At 59.2% G+C, this 22,137-nt stretch carries 24 protein-coding genes; 10 read left to right on the forward strand and 14 right to left on the reverse strand.

The window, feature by feature from the left end:
• Window positions 1-34: 34 nt before the first annotated feature.
• The 3 genes from ACN0XM_RS00720 to ACN0XM_RS00730 are packed head-to-tail and all read right to left on the reverse strand — an operon-like array spanning window position 35 to window position 2,250.
• Entirely contained in the window at window positions 35-838 is an 804-nt protein-coding gene (locus ACN0XM_RS00720) for a DODA-type extradiol aromatic ring-opening family dioxygenase (protein WP_417564994.1), read from the reverse strand.
• 17 nt (window positions 839-855) lie between these two features.
• Window positions 856-1,803 carry a glutathione S-transferase family protein gene (locus ACN0XM_RS00725; RefSeq protein WP_417564995.1) on the reverse strand — a complete coding sequence of 316 codons (948 nt, stop codon included), beginning with the start codon at window positions 1,801-1,803 and terminating at the stop codon, window positions 856-858.
• Between the two features lie 3 nt (window positions 1,804-1,806).
• Window positions 1,807-2,250 (reverse strand): DoxX family protein, encoded by a 444-nt coding sequence (locus ACN0XM_RS00730; RefSeq protein ID WP_417564996.1) that lies wholly within the window; start codon window positions 2,248-2,250, stop codon window positions 1,807-1,809.
• Between the two features lie 161 nt (window positions 2,251-2,411).
• On the opposite strand from ACN0XM_RS00730, the gene ACN0XM_RS00735 reads away from it, so the two are divergent.
• The gene (locus ACN0XM_RS00735; RefSeq protein WP_417564997.1) at window positions 2,412-3,320 is read left to right on the forward strand and encodes a LysR family transcriptional regulator; all 909 of its coding nucleotides are present in this window, start codon (window positions 2,412-2,414) and stop codon (window positions 3,318-3,320) included.
• A gap of 100 nt (window positions 3,321-3,420) precedes the next feature.
• Here ACN0XM_RS00735 and ACN0XM_RS00740 read toward each other — a convergent pair whose 3' ends face one another.
• The 8 genes from ACN0XM_RS00740 to ACN0XM_RS00775 form a co-directional block, all read right to left on the reverse strand.
• Window positions 3,421-4,767: an MFS transporter gene (locus ACN0XM_RS00740; RefSeq protein ID WP_417564998.1), complete on the reverse strand. Its 1,347-nt coding sequence runs from the start codon at window positions 4,765-4,767 to the stop codon at window positions 3,421-3,423.
• Window positions 4,768-4,827: 60 nt separating this feature from the next.
• On the reverse strand, window positions 4,828-5,607 hold the full coding sequence (gene benD, locus ACN0XM_RS00745; protein WP_417564999.1) for a benzoate diol dehydrogenase BenD: 780 nt from the start codon (window positions 5,605-5,607) through the stop codon (window positions 4,828-4,830).
• Window positions 5,604-6,632 (reverse strand): benzoate 1,2-dioxygenase electron transfer component BenC, encoded by a 1,029-nt coding sequence (gene benC / locus ACN0XM_RS00750; protein ID WP_417565000.1) that lies wholly within the window; start codon window positions 6,630-6,632, stop codon window positions 5,604-5,606. Before benC ends, benD begins: the two co-directional genes overlap by 4 nt.
• A 20-nt stretch (window positions 6,633-6,652) precedes the next feature.
• Window positions 6,653-7,144 (reverse strand): benzoate 1,2-dioxygenase small subunit, encoded by a 492-nt coding sequence (gene benB, locus ACN0XM_RS00755; RefSeq protein ID WP_417565002.1) that lies wholly within the window; start codon window positions 7,142-7,144, stop codon window positions 6,653-6,655.
• Entirely contained in the window at window positions 7,141-8,526 is a 1,386-nt protein-coding gene (locus ACN0XM_RS00760; protein WP_417565003.1) for a Rieske 2Fe-2S domain-containing protein, read from the reverse strand. The genes benB and ACN0XM_RS00760 overlap by 4 nt, the downstream gene beginning before the upstream one ends.
• Before the next feature lie 12 nt (window positions 8,527-8,538).
• A complete protein-coding gene (gene catA, locus ACN0XM_RS00765; protein WP_417565004.1) occupies window positions 8,539-9,480 on the reverse strand; it encodes a catechol 1,2-dioxygenase in 942 nt (313 codons plus the stop codon).
• 70 nt (window positions 9,481-9,550) lie between these two features.
• Window positions 9,551-9,841: a muconolactone Delta-isomerase gene (gene catC, locus ACN0XM_RS00770; protein ID WP_417565005.1), complete on the reverse strand. Its 291-nt coding sequence runs from the start codon at window positions 9,839-9,841 to the stop codon at window positions 9,551-9,553.
• Window positions 9,842-9,875: 34 nt separating this feature from the next.
• Window positions 9,876-10,997, reverse strand: a complete 1,122-nt coding sequence (locus tag ACN0XM_RS00775) for a muconate/chloromuconate family cycloisomerase (protein ID WP_417565006.1) — start codon at window positions 10,995-10,997, stop codon at window positions 9,876-9,878.
• A gap of 106 nt (window positions 10,998-11,103) precedes the next feature.
• Between ACN0XM_RS00775 and ACN0XM_RS00780 the strand changes: the two genes are divergently transcribed.
• Window positions 11,104-12,006: a LysR family transcriptional regulator gene (locus ACN0XM_RS00780; protein ID WP_417565007.1), complete on the forward strand. Its 903-nt coding sequence runs from the start codon at window positions 11,104-11,106 to the stop codon at window positions 12,004-12,006.
• Here ACN0XM_RS00780 and ACN0XM_RS00785 read toward each other — a convergent pair whose 3' ends face one another.
• Window positions 12,007-12,786 (reverse strand): IclR family transcriptional regulator domain-containing protein, encoded by a 780-nt coding sequence (locus ACN0XM_RS00785; protein WP_417565008.1) that lies wholly within the window; start codon window positions 12,784-12,786, stop codon window positions 12,007-12,009.
• A gap of 199 nt (window positions 12,787-12,985) precedes the next feature.
• Between ACN0XM_RS00785 and ACN0XM_RS00790 the strand changes: the two genes are divergently transcribed.
• The 4 genes from ACN0XM_RS00790 to ACN0XM_RS00805 are packed head-to-tail and all read left to right on the forward strand — an operon-like array spanning window position 12,986 to window position 16,600.
• Window positions 12,986-13,801, forward strand: coding sequence for a CoA transferase subunit A (locus ACN0XM_RS00790; RefSeq protein WP_417565009.1), 816 nt, complete (start codon window positions 12,986-12,988; stop codon window positions 13,799-13,801).
• A complete protein-coding gene (locus tag ACN0XM_RS00795) occupies window positions 13,801-14,574 on the forward strand; it encodes a CoA-transferase subunit beta (RefSeq protein ID WP_417565010.1) in 774 nt (257 codons plus the stop codon). Before ACN0XM_RS00790 ends, ACN0XM_RS00795 begins: the two co-directional genes overlap by 1 nt.
• A gap of 11 nt (window positions 14,575-14,585) precedes the next feature.
• Window positions 14,586-15,788, forward strand: coding sequence for a 3-oxoadipyl-CoA thiolase (pcaF, locus tag ACN0XM_RS00800; protein WP_417565011.1), 1,203 nt, complete (start codon window positions 14,586-14,588; stop codon window positions 15,786-15,788).
• Window positions 15,789-15,811: 23 nt separating this feature from the next.
• Complete coding sequence (locus ACN0XM_RS00805) at window positions 15,812-16,600, forward strand: alpha/beta fold hydrolase (protein ID WP_417565012.1); 789 nt, start codon at window positions 15,812-15,814, stop codon at window positions 16,598-16,600.
• Window positions 16,601-16,636: 36 nt separating this feature from the next.
• Here the strand turns inward: ACN0XM_RS00805 and ACN0XM_RS00810 are convergent, their stop codons facing one another.
• Window positions 16,637-17,761, reverse strand: a complete 1,125-nt coding sequence (locus ACN0XM_RS00810) for a molybdate transporter family protein (RefSeq protein WP_417565013.1) — start codon at window positions 17,759-17,761, stop codon at window positions 16,637-16,639.
• Between the two features lie 44 nt (window positions 17,762-17,805).
• The gene (locus ACN0XM_RS00815) at window positions 17,806-18,690 is read right to left on the reverse strand and encodes a substrate-binding domain-containing protein (RefSeq protein WP_417565014.1); all 885 of its coding nucleotides are present in this window, start codon (window positions 18,688-18,690) and stop codon (window positions 17,806-17,808) included.
• Between the two features lie 116 nt (window positions 18,691-18,806).
• Between ACN0XM_RS00815 and ACN0XM_RS00820 the strand changes: the two genes are divergently transcribed.
• The 4 genes from ACN0XM_RS00820 to ACN0XM_RS00835 all read left to right on the forward strand — a co-directional run bounded on the left by ACN0XM_RS00820 (window position 18,807) and on the right by ACN0XM_RS00835 (window position 22,133).
• Window positions 18,807-19,505 (forward strand): ABC transporter permease, encoded by a 699-nt coding sequence (locus ACN0XM_RS00820; RefSeq protein ID WP_417565015.1) that lies wholly within the window; start codon window positions 18,807-18,809, stop codon window positions 19,503-19,505.
• Window positions 19,502-20,245 (forward strand): ATP-binding cassette domain-containing protein, encoded by a 744-nt coding sequence (locus ACN0XM_RS00825; protein WP_417565016.1) that lies wholly within the window; start codon window positions 19,502-19,504, stop codon window positions 20,243-20,245. Before ACN0XM_RS00820 ends, ACN0XM_RS00825 begins: the two co-directional genes overlap by 4 nt.
• Before the next feature lie 32 nt (window positions 20,246-20,277).
• Window positions 20,278-21,084 (forward strand): substrate-binding domain-containing protein, encoded by an 807-nt coding sequence (locus tag ACN0XM_RS00830; RefSeq protein ID WP_417565017.1) that lies wholly within the window; start codon window positions 20,278-20,280, stop codon window positions 21,082-21,084.
• A 179-nt stretch (window positions 21,085-21,263) separates the two neighbouring features.
• A complete protein-coding gene (locus ACN0XM_RS00835; protein WP_417565018.1) occupies window positions 21,264-22,133 on the forward strand; it encodes a formate dehydrogenase accessory sulfurtransferase FdhD in 870 nt (289 codons plus the stop codon).
• The last annotated feature ends 4 nt before the right edge of the window (window positions 22,134-22,137 follow it).

Consider the following 22,137-nt stretch of genomic DNA (forward strand, 5'->3'; position numbering starts at 1 on the left):
GTTCTAAACTGGCTCTGATCCTTAACGGTGCCGGTTAACACCGCCAATAAAACATCCCCGACTGTTTGCCAAGGATCCTTGCTGCAATATGCGCATCACTGGGCTTGTTGGCCAACCCATAGCATACGTGTAATGGCAAAAGGTGCTCTTCCCTCGGGTGACAGAACCGGGCGTGGGGCGCTCGCTCCCAGTGAGCCAGTCGCTCCGCCCGCTCCGGCTCCTGCAGGGCGGTATCGCCACAGGTCTGTTCCAGCCAGTCCTCGAAAGCCTGATTGCGGGCCTGTATGTCCGGTGTCTGCTCCGAAAAGAAGGCCCGCATGTTATGGAACGAGAAGCCGGAGCCAATCACCAGCAGGTTGTCGTAGTTCAGTGCCTGCAGTGCCTTGCCAACAGCCAGGTGAGCGCTGGCATCCAGGCTGTTGACCAGCGAGAGCTGAATGCATGGAATATCGGCCGCCGGATACATCAGTTTGAGCGGCACAAACAAGCCATGATCAAAGCCCCTCTGGTCGTCAAGGCGCGCCGGGATGCCGGCCTGACCCAGCGCGTGATAGACCTGCTGCGCTAACGCCGGCTCCCCCGGGCAGGGATATTCGATCTTGTAGGCCTCAGCTGGAAATCCATAGTAATCGTAGATAAGCGGAGGGTTGGCGCCGGAGGTGATTGTCGGCACCGCCTCCTCCCAGTGAGCGCTGATCAGCAGTATCGCTGAGGGTTTGCGCAGGGTAGCGGCAAGCTCCGTTAGCCGGTCCACCATCTCCCGGTGGCCCGGATCTCCCAGCAGCGGCATTGGCCCGCCGCCATGGGAAATAAACAGCACATTGGTATTTGTGTTCATGGCGTTTGTTCCTCTGCTCAGAGTTCACCCGGCCCCGCCGGGACAATGCCACTCGGGTTCAGCGCCTTGATCGAGTAATACCCGGCCTTGATGTGATCAAGGTTGACGGTATTGGCAATGCCCTCAAGCGCCAGTATCCGCTGCATGTAATCGTGCAGGCGCGGCATGGCGCTCAGGGTATTGCGGTTGCACTTGAACAGGCCGTGGTAGGCGGCGTCAAAGCGCACCAGCGTCACAAACAGACGGACATCGGTTTCGGTCAGCTGATCACCAAACAGGTAGCGACGTCCATCCGCCAGCCGTGACTCCATTTCGTCCAGGGCAGCAAACACCTTGGTGTAGGCCTCATCGTAGGCGGCCTGGCTCGAGGCAAACCCGGCCTGGTACACGCCGTTGTTCAGATCGGTATAAAGATAGCCGTTAAGTCTGTCGATTTCGCCGGCCAACGCCACCGGGTAAAGGTCCGGCCCCTGATCCACCATCTCTGCGAAGGCCGTATTCAGCATGCGCAGAATATCGGCGGACTCGTTATTGACGATGGTGCCGGTGTGTTTGTCCCAGAGTACCGGCACCGTGGCGCGGCCCGAAATATCCGGATCTGCCCGGGTGTACAGCTCATGCATGTAGCGCGCACCGTTGAGGGTATCCTCCTGCGCGCCGGGGTAGCCACCGAACTGCCAGCCCTGATCGGTTAGCCGGGGGTTGACGACGGTCACCCCGATCACGTCCTTGAGCCCTTTAAGCTCGCGAGCCATCAAGGCTCGGGATGCCCAGGGGCAGATGTAGGCGACATACAGGTGATAACGTCCCTGTTCGGCCTTGAAACCTCCCTCCCCGGTGGGGCCCGGTTCTCCATCCGGCGTGATCCAGTTGCGAAAAGGCGAGGTCTGGCGAATAAACCGTCCTTCCTCGTCTTTCGCCTGCACCGGTTGCCAGTTTTCGTTCCAGATCCCATGTACCAGCATGCCTCAGCCCTCTTTATGAAACAGGTTATCCACGGCAAACCGGCCTGCGCCCTGAATCGCCAAACCGACGGTGACCACAAACAGCGTGAGGGCATACTCGTAGCCATTATTGGACATGAACAGCCCGTTGCCGATGTGCACCGAGAAGATGGCTACCAGCATGGTGAAAGCTGCAACCACCGCCGCGGGCCGTGTCAGCAGCCCAAGTACCAGTGCCAGGCCGCCAAAGAACTCGGCACCCCCTGCCAGCAGTGCCATCAGGTAACCCGGCTCAAGGCCAATGCTGGCCAGCCACTGTCCGGTGCCTTCCAGCCCGTAGCCGCCGAACCAGCCAAACAGCTTCTGTGCGCCATGGGCAGCCAGAATCAGTCCCACCGGTACCCTCAGCACCAGTGCGGCAAAGCCGGCGTTAGAGTGGAACAATGCCTTTGCGAATTGAGTGTTCATAATCGTCACCTTTCATCTTTCTCTGGTTGGTTTATCCCGAAGCCCCTGCTTCAGAAGATGGACTCACTGTACTATCACCAAATGGAAAGACTAAGATGGCCAGCATTGCTTTATTATCATCGATTCATTGATAATCAGAGCACACATCAAAGGACATACCCATGGATCGCATCGAGGCCATGCGCGCCTTCGTGACGGTGGTCAATGAAGGCACCTTTACCCGCGCCGCGGACCGGCTGGACACGTCGCCTCAGCTGGTCAGCAAATACGTATCCCAACTGGAGACCCACCTGGGCGTGCGGTTGCTGAACCGAACCACTCGCCGGATCCACCTCACCGAAGCAGGCAGCCAGTATTTCCAGCGTGCCCAGCAGGTACTCAGCGACATTGATGAAATGGAAAATCAGCTCGGCGACTTGCAGACCGAGGCCCAGGGCCTGTTACGAATAAGCGCCCCGGTTTCGTTTGCCATTCGCCACATGGCGCCCCTGCTGAGCGAATTCCAGAGAGCGCACCCCGCCGTGGGCATCGACCTGCAACTGAATGACCGAAAAGTCGATATCGTGGAAGAAGGCTTCGATATTGCGCTGCGCATCGGCCGCCTGAAAAGCTCCTCACTGATCGCCAAACGGCTGGCACCGGTACGACTGGTTCTGTGTGCATCACCGGCCTATCTTGAGCAATACGGTACCCCCAGCAAACTGGAAGACCTCAGTGACCACCGGTACCTGCGCTACAGTTACATGAACATGGACCCCGGCCATTCCCTGCAGAAATGGCTCCAGGTCAACAGCCGCGAAAGTACCCGGGGGATGATCAGCAACAACGGAGACGTGCTGGTCGAGGCAGCCGTTGCCGGCATCGGGATTGCCCTGCAGCCCACCTTTATCGCCGGGGCTGCGATCAGGGAAGGCAAGCTGAAAGTCGTCCTGCCTGAACACGAACCGGAGCCGATGGGGCTCTATGCGGTGTACGCCCACCGACAGTTATTGGCAAGCAAGGTGCGCAGCTTTATCGACTTTATCGACGGCTATTTTGGTGATCCTCCCTATTGGGACAGGTTTGAATAACGCAGCGCGTGGCCAAAAAAAGGCCCCGGACACTCACGCGCCGGGGCAAACGAGGGGTCCGACTGACAGTCTCCCTCAGGGGTGCATCAACGCTCCACAATCAATTGGTCGGGGCCAGTACCGCTTCGGCCACCGGCTGAACAGGCTGTTCACCAAACCGCCGGCCCACCAGCGCAATAGCCACCGTGGCAATGGCACCGGGTATGGCCAGGGCCAGGAAGTTCACATGGTGCGGCAGTGCCAGGGCCAACAGGGTGCCACCGAGCATGGGGCCGACAATGGCGCCATTGCGGCCGATCCCGGAAGCCCAGCCCAGGCCGGTAGACCGGATACTGGTTGGGTAATACTGGGCTACGTAGGCGTACAACAAAATCTGGGAGCCGATAGTTGTGGCGCCGGCAATTCCCATCAGGGTATAGAGAACCCACATCGGATTTTCATAGCCGAGCGTAATCAGCGAGCATGATCCCAGGATAAAAAAACCCACCAGAACCGAGCGCAGTGAGAACCGGTCGGCCAGCCAGCCACCGCCCACGGCGCCGACGATGGCTCCGATGTTCAGCACCATCAGGAACATCAGGCTGGAATCAAGCGGGTAACCCGCTGCCGACATCAGTTTCGGCAACCAGGACCCAAGCGCATACACCATCAGCAGGCAGTTAAAGAACGCCACCCAGAACATCAGCGTGCTCATGGCGCGGCCACCACGAAAGAGCTCCAGCACGGGCGCTTTGCTATCGGTGGTGGGTGGCACAACCAGAATGTCCTGTTCGTTGATGTTCTTGAACGGCGCCACCTTGCAAAGGATAGCCCGGGCCTCGTCTGACCGCTTCTGCGCCATCAGGAAGGCCACGGATTCGGGCAGGAATTTCAGCATCAGAGGCAACATGAGCAACGGCACGATAGCCAGATAGAACATGATCTCCCAGCCGTAGTTGGGCACGATCCAGATACCGAGGCCTGCCGACATCATGCCACCGACCGCATAGCCGCTGAACATCAGGGCAACAAGGGTACTGCGCTTACGCGCCGGTGAGTATTCACTCATCAGTGACACCACATTGGGCATCACACCACCAATACCAAGTCCGGCAATAAACCGGAGGATCCCGAACTGCCAGGCGTTGGTGGCAAATCCGTTGACTACCGTTGTCACACTGAACAGCACCACACACAGCAGGATGACCTTCTTCCGGCCCCATTTGTCCGAGAGCATGCCAAAACCCATGGCACCGAACATCATGCCGAACAGCGCACTGCTGCCAAGCAAACCGGCCACGTAGGGATTCAGGCCCCACTGATCCATCAACAGCGGCAGAACCACGCCATAAATAACCAGATCGTAGCCGTCAAAAATAATGATCAGGGTGCACCAGAAGAGCACCTTCCAGTGAAATTTATTGAATGTCGCGTTATCGATAACGTCGTTGACGTCGATGTTTCTCATAGGTCTGTTTCTCCGAGTACTGTTGTTTTTGTCGGGAGTTCCGATGAATCTTTTTTTGCGTTAACCGCAATCCCCGCCGGCCACGGGAAGAATGGTGCCGGTCATGTAACTGGCCGCATCCGAGGCCAGAAACAGAATGGGTTCCGCCTGCTCATCCAGGGTGCCGTAGCGGTGCATGAAGCTGGAGGCGTTGGTCTGGTCTACCAGGGTCTGATACCAGGCCCTTTCCTGTTCGCCTTGTGCGTCGGTGTTGCGCGGGGTCAGCCGGGGCGGTGCTTCGGTTCCGCCGGGGGCCGTCGCATTCACCCGAATACCGTGTTCGGCGTATTCGAAAGCAAGATTGACGGTCATGGCGTTTACGCCACCTTTGGCGGCGCCATAGGGCACGCGCATCAGGCCGCGGGTCGCTACCGATGACACGTTCACGATAACGCCGCCCCTCTGGCCCACCATGTAGGGCAGAACCGCCCGGCAGCACCAAAGCGTGGGGAAGAGCGAGCGCTGAATTTCCTTCTGGATCTGTTCCGGCTGGTAGTGCTCGAAGGGCTGGGCCCAGATGGTGCCGCCGACGTTGTTGATCAGGATGTCGATACGGCCATACTGCTCGTGGGCTTTGGCCATCACCATTTCCGCGCCTTCCCAGGTTTCCAGGTTGGCCTGAACGGCCAGGGCTTCAACGCCCTGGTCACGCAGCTCGGCGACAACACCCTGGACATAGTCCGCGATATCCACCAGAACCAGCCGGGCGCCTTCGGCTCCAGCCAGTTCCGCAACCCGTCGGCCAATGCCCTGGGCCGCACCGGTGATCACCATCACCTTGTTGGTGAAGCGCGGGTTCATGCGACTTTCTCCTCGTTGACCGGGACACTCGGGGTGAACTTTTCATAGTGGAACGAGTTCGGCTCGATGCCTTGCTCACGGAAGTAGCCCAGCACGGCGTCTACCATGGGCGGTGGACCACACAGGTAGACATCCACATCGCCGTCATTGAGCGGTGCCTTGTCCATGTGCTGGGTGACATACCCCTTGCGCGGATGGTTGCTGTCGGCGCCGGATACCACGGTGATGTAGCTGAAGTTCTCCAGCTCCCCGGCAAAGCGATCCAGAATGTCCAGGCACACCAGATCCTCATCATTGGTGACGCCGTAGATGAGATGCGTCGGCAGGTCGCAGCCGTTGGCCTTCATGTGCTCCAGCTTGGCCAGGAACGGCGCCAGGCCGGTACCACCCGCCAGCATCAGTACCGGACGCTCGATGGGTCGCAAATAGAAGCTGCCCATGGGGCCGGTCAGGGTGACCTTGTCACCGGTACGGGCCTTGCCCACCAGCCAGGAGCTCATCAGCCCGCCCGGCACATTGCGGATCAGGAAACTCAGATCCCGGCTGCCGGGTTTTGAGCTGAACGAATAGGCACGGGTCTGGTCAGTCCCCGGCACCTGAATGTTCACGTACTGCCCGGGCAGAAACGCAATGTCATCGTCCGCGGTGATTTTCAGTTCGATGGAGGTGGGCGAAATCAGGTTCACCTCGGCCACAATGCCAGTGACTTCGGCATTACCGGTCTTGCACATGGTAGAAGCGACGGGCACTTCCACCACGCAATCGCTGGAGGGCACCATCTGGCAGGTCAGAACCTTACCCTGCTCGGCTTCCTCATCGGACAACGCCTCGTCGATGTACTCATCACCCATGTCGAAATCGCCCTGATGGCAAGCACCCTTGCAGGTACCGCAGACGCCATCGGAGCAGTCCATCGGCAAGTTGATCTGTGCGCGGTAGGCAGCGTCGAGGACCGTTTCGCCTTCATTACAGGACACAAAACGGGTAACGCCGTCTTCAAAGTTGAGTGCAATGTTGTAGCTCATGATGATGCTCTCCCCACCCATTACAGGTGATAGATATCAATTACCTGATTGATGTAATCGTTGTTCAGGATCACCTTCTTCTCGGTAATCAGGGGCTGCTCACCGCTGACATCAAGGGTGTAGAAGGACGTACCAAAGAACGTCTGGGTCTTGTGATAACGGTGACTGTTGGTCTGCCAGTTGAACCGCAGTTTTACCGTGTCACCGTTCCGCTCCAGGACTTCCAGGTTGGTGGTCAGATGGGTGGTCCGAGGCTCCGGCAGGGAGCTGGCACCCGAACGCTCGGTCTTGATCCGGTACACCCGATCTTCCAGACCCTGTCGGTTCGGGTAATAGATCAGCGAGATCTCGGTTTGCGGATCTTCGGTCAGCTGGTCTTCATCGTCCCAGGACGGCATCCAGTAGGTGACATCTTCGTGGTAGCACTGCAGCCACTGATCCCACTCGCGGTCATCCAGCAGGCGGGCTTCGCGGTAAACAAACGCCTGAATCTGTTCGAAGGTCATGCTCATGCGGAAGCCTCCTCTGACGACGCGGTAGCAAGAGAAATAAAGCGGGCTCGCTCCGTTTTAACGGCCTTGGTCATCTCTTCCACCCAATGCTGGTGGTGGGTCACATAAAGACCTTCATCTTCCGGCTTGGCACCACTCAGGATCGGCTTGAGGCCAATGGCATTGGCACCTTCGTCCGGACCTTCAATCCAGTGCTTGGCGCCGCGGCTCATGTCGTTCCATTTCAGGCCACTGGCTTCGTAGCCTTCCTGGCAGCCCCGGAATTCTTCCAGATCGTCCGGAGTACCCATGCCACTGACGTTGAAGAAGTCTTCATACTGGCGGATACGCTTGGCGCGATCGGTTGCCGGCTCGTTTTTCGGCGCCCAGCAGTAGATGGTGATTTCAGTCTTGTTGACGGAAATCGGACGCAGCACGCGAATCTGGGTGGAGAACTGGTCCATCAGATAGACATTCGGATACAGGCACAGGTTTTTGGTGGTGCGCACGATGGAATCGGCGCGGGCTTCACCGTACTGCTCCTCCAAACGCTTGAGCTGACCAAATACCGGGCGTACTTCCGGGTTCATCAGGCGGGTCCACAGCATCATGTGGCCGTTCTTGAACGAGTAGAAACCGCCCTCGTTGGACCAGCTCTTGGCGTCAACCGCCTCGGTGCCGCCTTTGTCGTAGTTGCGCTGGCCCATGGTGGACAGGTAATTCCAGTGCACGGTGCCGACGTGATAGCCATCAGCGCCATTCTCGGCGGTCAGCTTCCAGTTGCCTTCGTAGGTGTAGGTGGAGGCACCACGCAGCACTTCCAGGCCGTCTTCCGCCTGATCAACGATGTTGTCGATGATCTTGGTGGTTTCACCCAGGCACTCTTCCAGCGGCAGCACATCAGAGCTCAGGCTACCGAACAGAAAACCGCGATAGGACTCAAACCTGGGCAGCAGCCTGAGGTCATGGGAGCCGTCGGTGTTGAAGCTGTCCGGGTAGCCGCCCTTCTTCTGGTCGCGGGCTTTCAGCAGCTTGCCATCGTTCTTGAAGGTCCAGCCGTGGAACGGACAGGTGAATGAGGACTTGTTGCCACGCTTCTTGCGGCACAAGGTAGCGCCACGGTGGGAACAGGTATTGAGCATCGCCTTGAGCTCGCCATCCTTGGTCCGGGTGATAACCACCGGTTGGCGACCCACCGTCGTGGTGAAGTAATCGCCGGGATTCTCTACCTGGCTTTCGTGGGCCAGGTAGATCCAGTTGCCTTCAAAAATGTGCTTCATCTCCAGGTCAAACAATTCCTGGTCGGTGAAGATGCTTCGGTCACAGCGGTAATGGCCAGTGGTCGGGTCGGCTTCTACCGCCCCGCGGATCTGCTTTTCGAGTCTGTCGAGTTGGCGAGTCATGATGAATCCTCCTTACGCGGCTTCGCCTTCAAGAGCACGCTTGCGCTCATGGCGGGTTTGCAGCTCGGATTTGTCGGTGGACACCAGCTGGATATTGAATTCCACTTCGGTGAACGGCTTGTTCAGACCGAATGCTTCAGCCTTGGCGGGGTCCTCGATGCGATTGGCCTCCACCACCAGCTCTTCACGGGTTGCAAACGCAAAGTCGTCGTAGGTGTACTCATCGCCTGCCAGGTTGATCTGGGTGGTCAGGTGCTTGTAGCCCGGCTTGGCAATAAAGAAGTGGATATGCGCCGGACGGTTTCCGTGGCGGCCCAGCAGATTCAGCAACGCCTGGGTTGAACCTTCGGGCGGGCAACCGTAACCAGACGGAATGATCGATTGGGCGGTATAGCGGCCGTTTTCATCGGTGGTGATGCGGCGACGCAGGTTGTACTCGCTCTGGGACTGGTCGAAGTAGGAATAGGCACCCTTGGTGTCCGCGTGCCAGATGTCTACCACGGCGTTCGCGACTGGCTGGCCATTCTCATCGGTAACCTGACCGGTCAGGATCATGGTCTCGGCACTCTCATCGGAGCCATCGTCCATGCGGGCAAAGCCCTCGCTCAACGGCGCACCGGCGACGTAAAGCGGGCCTTCGATGGTACGGGGCGTGCCGCCGTCCAGGCCGGCCTGCTCGTCTTCGGCATCCATACGGATGTCCAGGTACTTGTCCATACCCAGGCCCGGCGCCAGCAGCGCGGCTTCGCCATTCTGGCCCAGGTCACCCACGTAGTAGACGGCCTGCCAGAACTCTTCCGGGGTGATGTCGAAGTCTTCAACGATCTGGAAAACGTCGTGCATGAAGCGGTGAACAATCTTCTTCACCCGCTCGTTTCCAGCGTCCTGGTTGAAGCCGGCAACTTTCTCCAGCAGGTCCTTCACTTCCGCGGTTTGCATGGTTTTAACGGTCATTGTTGGTCTCCTCGTGCTCTTGTTGTTGTTGCTCAAATCAGTTCATAAGTTGGCAACGGTGCGTTGGGTCTTAACGGTCATCCTCGTGGATGGAGGACGGATGCCGGCACAGTGGCGCGACAGTGATATCCATGAAGGGGAACAACGGCAGGTTGCTGATCAGCTCCTGCAATTCGGCGTTGTCTTCCACATCAAAAATGCTGACGTTGGCGTAGCTGCCCGCCACCCGCCAGAGGTGACGCCACTTGCCCTGCGTCTGCAGATCCTGGGCATAGGCTTTCTCCCGGGTCTTGATGTCCGCTGCCACTTCGGCGGGCATGTCGTGGGGGATGTTCACCTTCATCTCGACTTTGAACAGCATGTGCTTTCCTCCGTTATCGGTATGTTCCGGGGCCTCAGGCTTTCCGGCGATAGTGGGTGAGTTTGTCTTCATCAATTTCGACACCCAGGCCCGGGCCCTGTGGCAGATCCACGCCGTTGTTGTGGAAATTCAGCGGCTTGACCACGATGTCGTCCTTCATCAACAGCGGGCCGAACATTTCTGTGCCCCAGTGCAGGTTCTCCAGGGTTGACCAGGCATGCAGGGCTGCGGCTGTGCCGATGGTGCCTTCGAGCAGGGTGCCGCCGTACAGGCCGACACCCGCAGCCTGGGCCACGACGGCCTGCTCCAGGGCTCGGGCGGGGCCACCCGCTTTGGCAATCTTCATGGCAACCGCACCGGCAAAGCCGGCGGCGGCCAGGTTGTACATATCCTTGGCGTCCGCCACCGCCTCGTCGGCCAGAATGGGCAGATGGAATTTCTCGGACAGTCGTACCAGCGCCGCGTAATCTTTCATGGGCGTCGGCTGCTCCACCAGATCGATACCGGCGGCCTGCAACTCGGCCATACCTTTGGCCGCGGTGGCTTCGTCCCAGGCCTGGTTGACGTCGACGCGGACACTGGCGTTTTCACCCACGGCCTCCTTGATCGCAGCCACATGGCGGACGTCGTCCATCAAGGCGCGGGAACCGATCTTGAGTTTGAAGTCGCAGTGACGACGGGTTTCGATCAGGCCGAGGGCTTCCTCGATATCTTTTGCAGTGTCGCCACTGGCCAGCGTCCAGAGCACCGGAAGGTGGTTATGAATCGCCCCTCCCAGCAAATCGGACACCGGGCGGCCAAGGCGCTTGCCCTGCAGGTCCAGCAGCGCGGTTTCAATCGCGGACTTGGCCAGGTTGTTGCCCCGGGTTGAACGGTCTAACATTACCCTCAGGGTATTGATGTTGCCTGCGGGCTGACCAATCAGTTGCGGCTTGAAATAGGTGTCTATGGTAAGTTTCACGCTTTCGGGGCTTTCCGGGCCATAGGCCAGACCACCGATGGTGGTGGCTTCGCCCAGACCCTCGAGTCCGTCAGAGTCCTTCATCCGCACGATCACCATGCTCTGAACCCCCATGGTTGTCATGGATAGCTTATGAGGGCGGATGGTCGGGATATCGACCAGGATCGCTTCAATGGATTGAATGGTGGCGGACATGGGGTCTCCGAATCGCAAGTTAAAATGTCTGTGATTCGAACAGTACGAAGTTTCACGAATGTGAACCAATATTGATTAAGTAATAACCGATACCCTGGAGGTATGGATGGAGCTCAGACACTTGCGGTACTTCGTCGCGGTCGGAGAGGAAGGCAATCTCACCCGGGCCGCCGAAAGGTTATTTATTGCACAACCGCCGTTGACCCGGGCAATGCAGCAGCTTGAGGAAGAAATCGGGGTAGAGCTGTTTATCCGCAAACCCAGGGGGCTTGAGCTGACCAACGGCGGAGAGTATTTCCTTGGGCAGGCCCGACAGGTTCTGGACAAGGTGTCGGCCGTCGTTGAGGACACGCGGCGCATTGCGCAGCATCGGAAGACCATTTTCTCGATCGGCTTTGTGCCGTCGGTCTTTTATGGGCAACTGCCATTGATGGTGCGCCGCCTGCGTCAGAACAAGAACCTGGAAATTGTGCTTCACGAACTGAAAACCCGGGAGCAGGTTGAGGCTCTGAAGGCAGGCAAGATCGACATTGGCTTTGGCCGACTGAGAATCGACGACCCGGATGTGGAACAGGAAAACCTGTTTGACGAGCCGATTATCGCGGCCATTCCGGCGGGCCACCAGCTTACCCGTCACCCGCCTTCGATGAAGGAGCTGGCAGAGTGGCCGATGGTCACCTTTCCCTCGGGGCCGGGACCCAACTTTGCCGATATCACCCAGGGGCTGTTTCACCGTCGCGGCCTGAAAGTCCATGTCAGCCAACAAGTGAACGACCTTCAGACCGCGCTGTCCCTCGTGGCGTCGGACATGGGCTTCACCCTGGTGCCCGAGCAGGTCCGAAAGCTTAACCGCGAGGGCGTGGAATTTATGCCGCTGGAGGACAACAACATCACCACACCGGTCATTGCCTCACGGCGACGCGGTGAGAACCCCAATGCCGTTATGCGTCTGGCCAACACCATCCTCGCCGAGCTGGTGGAAAACCGGCTGACCGGGCGTTACCCGTAATCAGCGGGTGGTCTGCCGCACTTTCTCGGCAACGTCCTGAAGCCGTGGAAGGTACAGGCTTTTGAGGGTTTCCAGAGTTACCCGGGCGGCATTGGTACTGATATTGATGGCCCCCAGCAACTCACCGCTCCCCGCGAATACCGGAACGGCCACCGAGCGCAGCCCCTGGTCCAGCTCTTGGTCCAGGATGGAGTAGCCCTGCTGTCTGACTTTGTGGATCTCGTCTCGCAAGACCTCTTTGCTGGTCACCGACAAGGGCGTGAAGGCCTCCAGTTCGACTCGCTCCAGGAAAGCTTCCAGTTCGGGCTCAGGTAACTGCCCGAGCAACACCCGGCCCATGGAAGTGTAGGCGGCCGGCAAGCGGGTCCCCACGGAAAGCGTGATTGCCATCAGCCGGTGGCGCGCGGCCGAACGCACCACGTAAACCACATCGTCTCCGTCCAGCACCGCCAGTGACGAGGATTCCCCCAACTCGGCCGTGATGTCTTCCAGATACTGCTGAATTACCGCCCGATACTGGTTTGACGCCTGGTAGGCGTAGCCCAGCTGCAACACCCGGGGGGTCAGTTCGAATTGACGACCGGTACGCCTTACGAACCCAAGCGCGTGCAGGGTCAGCAGAAAACGCCGAGCCTTGGCCCGATCCATATCCGTTCGCACGGCGACTTCGCTGAGGGTCATGCGGGGATGCTCCGCATCAAAGGCCTGGAGCACATCCAGCCCCGAGGCCAGCGCGCCCACGTAATCCCGGTCTCCGGGCTTGAGAATCTGTTCGTCCATTCAGGCTCCTTCAGGACCTTCGGAAGTCGGTGTCAGTGCATGGTACCAGCTGGTTCGCTCTCCGAACATCCGTGCATTTTTGCCAACTGGTGAAAATTTGTACTTGACGACTGAAAACCAATCGCGCCATTATGTTCGCATATTAAACTTATGTTCGCATAACGAATTCATCAACCGAAACACTAATGGAGACACTGCGATGGCTGAATTCCTCTCCCTTCAGGAAGCGGTGAGCAAACACATCAACAACGGTGACACCGTTGCGATGGAAGGCTTTACCCACCTGATTCCGTTCGCTGCGGGCCATGAAATCATCCGCCAGTGCAAGCGTGACCTGACGCTCATCCGGATGACCCCGGACCTGGTGTATGACCAGATGATTGGCGCCGGCTGTGCGAAGAAGCTGATTTTCTCCTGGGGCGGCAACCCGGGCGTGGGCTCCCTGCATCGCCTGCGGGACGCCGTTGAAAAAGGCTGGCCGAACACCCTGGAAATCCTGGAGCACAGTCATGCTGCCATGGCCAACGCCTATGAAGCCGGCGCGGCCGGCCTGCCGTTTGCGGTGCTGCGTGGCTATATAGGCAGCGACCTGCCAAAGGTGAATGACCAGATCAAATTCATTGACTGCCCGTTCACCGGCGAGCGCCTGGCCGCTGTACCGTCGATTCGTCCGGATGTCGCGGTCATACACGCCCAGCGTGCCGACCGGAACGGTAACGTGCTGATTGAAGGCATTGTCGGCATCCAGAAGGAAGTGGTGCTGGCCGCCAAGCGCAGCATCGTCACCGTGGAAGAGGTTGTCGACGACCTCGGCGCCTCTGTAAACGCCTGCGTACTGCCATCCTGGGCGATAACCGCCATTGCCGAAGCTCCGAAAGGGGCCAGGCCTTCCTATGCCCTGGGCTACTACGACCGGGACAACGCCTTCTACAAGGACTGGGATGGCATTGCCCGTGACCGCGACACCTTCCAGGCCTGGCTGAAAGACAACGTATTTGAGAAAGGAGCTGCGTGATGAGCCTTGAATTTACCTCTTCGGAAATGATGAGCGTCACTGCCGCCCGGGCACTGACCAGCGACATGACCTGCTTCGTGGGCATTGGCCTGCCCAGCGAGGCGGCCAACCTGGCGCGCCTGACCCATGCGCCCGATGTAACGCTGATCTATGAATCCGGCACCCTGCAGACCAAACCGGATGTACTCCCGCTTTCCATCGGTGATGGCGAGCTGTGTGAATCTGCGCTGACCACCGTGTCGGTACCGGAGATGTTCCGGTACTGGCTGCAGGGCGGCCATATCAGCGTCGGCTTCCTGGGTACCGCCCAGATCGACCGCTTCGCCAACCTGAACACCACCCTGATCGGTGACTACCGCGCACCCAAGGTCCGCCTGCCCGGCGGTGGCGGAGCGCCCGAGATTGCAACCAACGCAAAAGAAGTGTTCATTACCGTGAAGCACTCCAAGCGCACCTTCGTGAAGGATGTGGACTTCGTGACCACCGTCGGCTTCGGCCGTGATGGCAAGGCCCGGGACAATGTACCCAATATCGGTAACGGTCCCACGGTCGTCATCACCGACCTGTGCATTCTCAAGCCCGACCCGGACAGCAAAGAGCTGGTCGTCACGTCCCTCCACCCGAACGTGACCCGCGAGGACGTCGTCGAAGCGACCGGCTGGGATATCCGTTTTGCCGAGCAGCTGCAAACCACGCCAGAGCCAACCGGTCACGAGCTGGAAATCCTGCGTGACCTGAAAGCACGCACAAATGCCCACCATGCCGGCCAATAGTGAGGACTATCATGACTAACGTTTATCTCTGCCACCCCCGCCGCTCGGCCATCGGCCGCTTCGGCGGCACCCTGGCCAGCGTTCGCCCGGATGACCTGGCCGCCCATATTTTCAAGGCCGTGCTGGAACAGGCCCCGGAACTCGATCCGGCGGCCATCGACGAAGTGATCATGGGCAACGCCAACCAGGCCGGCGAAGACAACCGCAACGTGGCCCGTATGTCGGCGTTGCTGGCCGGATTGCCCACGTCGGTACCTGGCACCACCCTCAACCGCCTGTGCGGTTCCGGCATGGATGCGGTGGGCACGGCGTTCCGCGCCATCCGCGCCGGTGAAATGGACCTGGTCCTGGCCGGAGGTGTGGAATCCATGTCCCGCGCCCCCTATGTGATGGGCAAGGCTGACAGCGCCTTCTCCCGAGGCCAGAAGATCGAGGACACCACCATCGGCTGGCGCTTCGTGAATCCGCTGATGAAGAAGCAGTACGGCGTGGATTCCATGCCCGAAACTGCCGAAAACGTCGCCGAACAGTTCGGAATTTCACGGAAAGATCAGGATCTGTTTGCGTTTCGGTCCCAGCAGAAATCGGCCCGGGCGCAGCAAACAGGTGTGTTCGCTGAGGAAATCGTGCCTGTCTCGATTCCACGCCGGAAGCAAGACCCGCTGATCTTCGACACCGATGAACATCCGCGCGAAAGCACCCTGGAAAAACTCGCCGCTCTACCGACGCCGTTCCGCGACAATGGCAGCGTGACCGCCGGCAATGCCTCCGGCGTCAACGATGGGGCAGCCGCGATGTTGGTTGCCAGCGAAGAAGCCGTGAAAAAACACCACCTCAAGCCCATGGCGAAAATTCTGGGCATGGCGACCGCCGGCGTGGAGCCTCGCATCATGGGCATTGGCCCGGTACCGGCGGTGCAGAAGCTGCTGGAGAAGCAGGGCATCGGCATCGCTGACATCGACGTGATCGAACTGAACGAAGCCTTCGCCGCCCAGGGCCTGGCGGTTCTGCGCGAGCTCGGCATCGCCGACGACGATCCCCGGGTCAACCCGAACGGTGGCGCCATCGCCCTCGGCCACCCGCTGGGCATGTCCGGCGCGCGCTTGTTGCAGACCGCTGCGCACCAGCTGCAGCGCACCGGTGGCCGTTACGCCCTGTGCACTATGTGTGTCGGGGTTGGTCAGGGTATTGCTACACTCATTGAGCGGGTCTGAGCGACCTGATCCGAGGAGAACTCATGGCATTTTTGAATCACAACGGCCGTACCATTTGCTATCGCTTGCTCGGCGACAGCAATAAACCGCTTATGATACTCGCGCACCCTCTTGGCATGACTCAAGGGGTCTGGGACGACATGTTGCCGTCTCTGCTGAACCGGTTCCGGGTACTGACCTGGGATCTGCCCGGGCACGGCGCCAGCGCCGCCTGGCCGGAAGATGCCGGCGAAATCACCCCCGATGACTTGGCCAACGAGGCGCTGGCACTGGCACAGACAGCCGGCGCCACCGGATTTCACTTTGCGGGCACCTCGATCGGTGGCGTTATTGGCCAGCATCTGGTGGCGGAGTACAGCGACATGCTGATTTCCGCCACTCTAACCAACACTGGCGCCATTATCGGTACCCCTGAAGCCTGGAACCTGCGGGCTACCAATGTACGCCGCAAGGGCCTGGCGGCCATGGCAGGGGAGATCGTCCCCCGCTGGTTTGGCCCGATCGCATGCAAGGATCAACCGGCCCTGCAGGACGGCTGGGAGATCATCATGGGACGCGGGGACGACAACAGCTACGCGTTGTTGTGTGAAATGCTGGGGCGTGCGGATTTCCGGGGGAAACTGCAAGGCAGGAATGTACCGCTTCTCCTGATTGGTGGCTCAGAGGATTTGGCAACACCGCCGGCGTTGCTCAAAGCCCTGGCGCAATTCAGTGGCTCAGCGGAGCCGGTTATTCTCGAGGATATCGGTCACGTTCCGTCGGTTGAATGCCCGTCTCTGTTGAGTGAGCTACTCAAGAAAAATCTCGCCTGATTTTCGATTGCCAGGCCAAGAGGGATCTTGGCCGCTCTAGGCAATCTCTTGTCCACGCACCCAGGCCGCCCGAACAGTCTCCGAAGCCACCCCCGCCAGAAGCCCGAAAAACGGGTCGACCCAGACAGTAACCAGTGCTGTTATCGCAATGACAGGCCAGCAAGACGGCCTGGCTGTCCATAAACGCCTGGACAAGGCGAGCTCGACCGCAGCCACGAACAACAAGGCCCCGAGACCGGCCATCGGAATTGCCGCAATGGCGGAAAGGCCGCCCGGTACGAAAGCGACCAAGAGCAAGCCCGTTCCCAGCAAAACGGGAGCCATACCGGTCCGGGCGCCAAAACGATAGTGCGCCGCCACGCCACCCGCTCCGTGACACATGGGCAAGGCGCCGAGGGGTACCATAACGAGATTGGCCAGGCCGGTGGACACCGACAACCTGGCTGGCGAAACGCGATGCGATTGCTCGCCAAAGTAATCGTCAACCACCAGTGAAGTCAGGACGATGGCGTTGGTTAATGTGAGGGCCAACTGGGGCAACACCAACATGGAAATGGCTTGCTGCCAATCGCCGATGCCCGGTAACTCAGGCCACGAAAGTGAGACTGAGCCCACCGCCGGCAGCGTGAGCCCCGGCGCCCCCAGCGCAGTGCCGATTGCGACTGAGCCAACAAGGCCGATCAGCGCCGCTGGCCAGTTCGGCAACAGCTTGAGGGTAATGCCCAGTATCGCCAAGGTGACCACTCCCAAGGGCACGGAGGTGGCCATCAGCCCGAGACTCATGTTGGCCAGCATCAACCCCAGCCCCAACTGGAGGCCGCTCAGCACCGATCTTGGTATAAGACTGGCCGTCCGGTTAATCCAACCGGTTGAACCCAGGAACAACAATATTGCCCCGATCAGTACGCCACTGGCGACCAGGCTCTGGGAACTCACCTGGGAGGTCAGCAACAGCGCAGCCACCGCTTTCATGGGCTGCACCGGAATCGGCAGCCGATAATACAGTCCGGTCGCAATATAGAACACGGCGAACCCCAGCAGCACCGGCATCGGGGCCAACCCGGCCAATCCGATTGCCCCCAGACCCAGCGGGATCAGAGTGCCAATGTCACCCAACGCCCCGCTGGCATCCTTCACGAGATTTTTTTGTACTGAAGGCATGCAGGTTCCTGATTGATTTGCCTGTTTATTGTTATTGGCTCGGTTCAAGCGTTATAAACGACTTTCCCCAGTTCACTGATGTCGTAACCACCAAGCACTTCGGCGCGCTGAACGAAGCGCTCGCTTCTAGCGAACGCCAACAGGCGCTGCAGGGCCGGCTCAAAATAATGTCGCCGACGCATGGCCAGGTCAAAGTGCTCCTGCTGCAGAGGAATAAACGCCAGCCCCTGGCGCCGCGCTGCGGCTTCAATTCCGACGCCGATGTCCGCTTCGCCCTGGCAAATGGCCAAAGCCAGATCGTCCTCGCTGAGTGACGGGTGAGCGGCCCAAGTAAGCTGCCCGGCATCGATACGGTGGCGAGCCAGCAAGCTCTGCAGCAAATGACTGACGCCGGCATCGGGCTGGCGATGGGCGATACGTATGCCGGGGCGGGCGATATCCTCAAGTCGCGCCAGGCGATGAGGGTTATCGGAGGCTAAAAGGAGCCCCTGCTGGCGCTTTGCCCATCGAATCAGGACCAGATCGCGCATCCCGCTCAAGCCCAACGTGGCAGGGTCATTGTATCGCTGGGTCTCAGCATGCCAGATATGCATCCCGGCGAGCATTGCCCGCCCGTCGACCAATCTTTGTACGCCATCGCCACTGCCCTGACACAGCGAAGCCAACTCCGCGCTGCTCTCCTTCAAGGCCCACTCCAATAGCGGGTCCTGGCTGCCCGCCAGGACCGGTGGAATCGGCGAGCTGACGGCGTCGTCTCCCTCCAGGTGGTTCATCAGCCACAGATCTATACGCTGACGCGGAAACAATAGCTTTCCTGTCACCCGCACACAGGGAATAACGCCCTGGCTGACCAGATCGTAGACTTTGCGCTCTTTCAGGCGCAGATACTCGGCAGCTTCTGCGGTGGTTAGATAAGCGGGAAGGGGCATCGGTCTCTCCTGCTGTCCTGAAAAGCACAAGACTGTTTATGGCTGCATATTTTTCAGCAGGCTGTGCAAAGCGTAGTCAAAAACGCCACGATGCTCAATATCAAGGAGACGCAGCTGTGGAAAATAATGCGTTTTATGTGGCGCTCTCGCTACTGTTAAACCTGGACGCTTCGCTAGTTCAGATAGTGGCGCTTTCGCTACAGGTTTCGCTCCTCGCAGTGCTGATCGCGGCTGTGCTGGGGTTTCCCCTCGGAGCGGCGGTTGCGCTGTGGCGCTTCCCCGGGCGCGGCGGGATGATTGTCGTGCTCAATGCCCTGATGGGACTGCCACCGGTGGTAGCCGGGCTCATCGTATATTTGCTGCTCTCGCGCTCCGGGCCGCTGGGTGAGTGGGGGTTTCTGTTTACACCAGGTGCCATGGTGATTGCGCAGGTGGTACTGGTGTTGCCGATTCTGGCCGCGCTTTCGCGCCAAAAAGTGGAAGAGCTTCTGGGTGAGTACCGCGAGCAGTTTGTTTCATTGGGCATGTCACGTTCACGCATGATGCCCACCTTGCTGTGGGATGCCCGCTTTGCGCTAGTGACCATTCTGCTCGCCGGATTTGGCCGCGCCAGCGCCGAGGTGGGCGCGGTAATGATGGTGGGCGGCAACATTGACGGGGTCACACGGGTAATGACGACTGCCATTGTGCTCGAAACCGGTAAAGGCAACCTGCCCCTGGCCCTGGGGCTGGGCATTGTGCTGCTGACACTGGTCATGCTGATTAATGCGGGCGTCTATTTGATGGGTGAGCTGACCAGAAGGCGGGTAGGATGACCTCATTTAACGCGCCACTGCTCGCCTCGTCCGCGCTTTGTCCACCACCGGCGCTGTGCTTTGATGACGTCGCCTTCTGCCACCAGGGAAAGGTACTGCTGGGACCGTGCTCATTCGCCCTGGAGGGCACCGGCCCTACCCTGGTCATGGGACCTAACGGGGCAGGTAAAAGTCTGCTGCTGCGACTGGCTCACGGTTTGCTTTCGCCCACTCAGGGGCGGGTGTCCTGGTCGAGTGAGGTTCCGCCCCGCCAGGCGATGGTGTTCCAGCAACCGGTGCTTTTGCGACGCTCAGCCGCGGCCAACCTCATTCACGCTCTGGCGGTGAATAACGTGCCGCGAAAGACTCGTGCGAAGCTCGCGTTTGATGCGCTTGAACGTTTTGGTCTCTCCGCCTGCGCCCACACGCCCGCGCGCGTGCTCTCTGGCGGCGAACAGCAGCGCCTGGCCCTGGCACGCGCCTGGGTACTTTCTCCTCAGGTACTGTTTCTGGATGAACCGACCTCCGCGCTAGACCCAGCGGCGATTAAAGCCGTAGAGGCCGCGGTACGCGAGTTTCATCAGCGGGGAACTCGCATCGTAATGACCACTCATGATCTGCATCAGGCCAGGCGGCTCGCCGGGGATGTCCTGTTTCTCTCCGGCGGAAAAGTACGAGAACACACCACTGCTGAAGCCTTCTTTGATATGCCCGTCTCGCGAGAGGCGCAGGCGTTTATTGCCGGAGAACTGGTCGAGTAGCTCGGTTTTAATCCACGACAGGAGAAAACACGATGAAAAAAGCGTTAACCCTCGTACTCGCAGGTGTAACCAGTCTGGGCCTGGCACTCAAAGCTTCCGCCGATAACCACATCACCCTGGCCTCGACCACCTCCACCGAGAACTCGGGGTTGTTCGACTTTATTTTACCGAAGTTTGAAGGTGCCACCGGTATTGAGGTTCGGGTAGTGGCCGTGGGCACCGGGCAGGCGTTTGAAATCGCCCGCCGCGGCGACGCCGACAGCCTTCTGGTGCATGATACCGCCGGTGAGCAGCACTTCGTCGAAAACGGCTTCGCCAGCGAGCGAGCCGATGTCATGTACAACGACTTCGTGTTGATTGGCCCTGCAGAGGATCCTGCCAATATCAGTGAAGCGCAAAGTGCCGCCGAAGCATTCGCGGCTATCGCCCATGCCGAAGCGCCCTTCGCATCACGTGGCGACGACAGTGGCACCAATCGCGCCGAGTTGCGCCTCTGGCAAAACGCTGGCGTCGAACCCGACGGCGACTGGTACCGCGAACTTGGCAGCGGCATGGGACCAACGCTCAATACCGCTGCCGCCATGGATGCGTACGTGATGTCGGATCGCGCCACCTGGGTGGCCTTTGGAAACCGTCAGAACCTGAAGCTGCTCTTCGAAGGCGACAACGTGCTGTTCAACCAGTACGGTAGCCTGCTTCTCTCCAAAGAGAAGCATCCGCACCTCAAGCACGATATGGCCGAGCAGTGGCACAATTGGCTGCTTTCCAAGGAGGGTCAACAGGCGATTGCCGACTTCAAGGTGGACGGACAACAATTGTTTTTCCCCAACGCGAAGTAGCTATTATGGATAAAGGGCCACTTGCATAGGCCTTTTCCCCGGCCAATAAAAAACCCCAGCAAAGCAGGGGTTTTTTATTGGTGCAAAGCAGCTGTTTTTCCCGGGTGCCAAATAGGCTAATCTCTGGCAGTCTCCGTAAATAAACCACTCTGCGGTGTCCCTGAAACGGCTGTAACAACATGACGATTGACCCCATTCTTCCCGATCCAGACGATCCTCGACTGTCCCGAGCAGTAGAAGGCGTCGATGAAACCGGACAGGGAAAATCGATCAGTGTGATCGAGGAACGCCCCCTGACCATCTACCTGAACAGCCAGGAGATCGTCACCGCCATGACCATTGGCGATCACCCTGAGTACCTGGCCCTCGGCTTCCTGCTGAACCAGGGCATGCTCAAAGACACCGATCAGATCACCGGCATTGACTACGACGAAGAACTGGAAGTGGCGGTGGTGCGCACAGTGGGCGTTACCGATGTCGAGCACAAGCTGGAAAAGAAAACCCGAACGTCCGGCTGCGCCGTAGGCACGGTTTTCGGCGACATGATGGCGGGACTGGAAGGCCTGTCGCTGCCGGATACGCCGGTACATACCAGCACCTTCTACGATCTCTCCTACCAGATCAACCACACCCCCAGCCTGTACATGGAAACCGGCGCCATTCACGGAACTGCCCTGTGCCAGGGCCGGAAAATCCTGGCCTACATGGAAGATGTCGGGCGCCACAATGCGGTCGACAAGATCGCCGGCTGGATGCACCAGAACAACATCCCGGCGGCCGACAAAGTCCTCTACACCACCGGGCGCCTGACCTCCGAAATGGTGATCAAGACGTCCCTGATGGGCATTCCAACCCTGATCAGTCGGTCCGGCTTCACCGCCTGGGGCGTCGACATTGCCCGGCAGGTGGGGTTGACCCTGATCGGACGGATGCGAGGCAAAAAATTTACCTGTCTCAGTGGCCAGCACCGCCTGGTGTTTGATCAGGACCTGTCACAGGTACCGGATGAAGACAAAAAGCAGCGTCGCAAAGGCGCTCAGCATGATTGATGGA

This window comes from Marinobacter sp., from assembly GCF_048269445.1.
In the GTDB taxonomy this organism is placed as follows: domain Bacteria; phylum Pseudomonadota; class Gammaproteobacteria; order Pseudomonadales; family Oleiphilaceae; genus Marinobacter.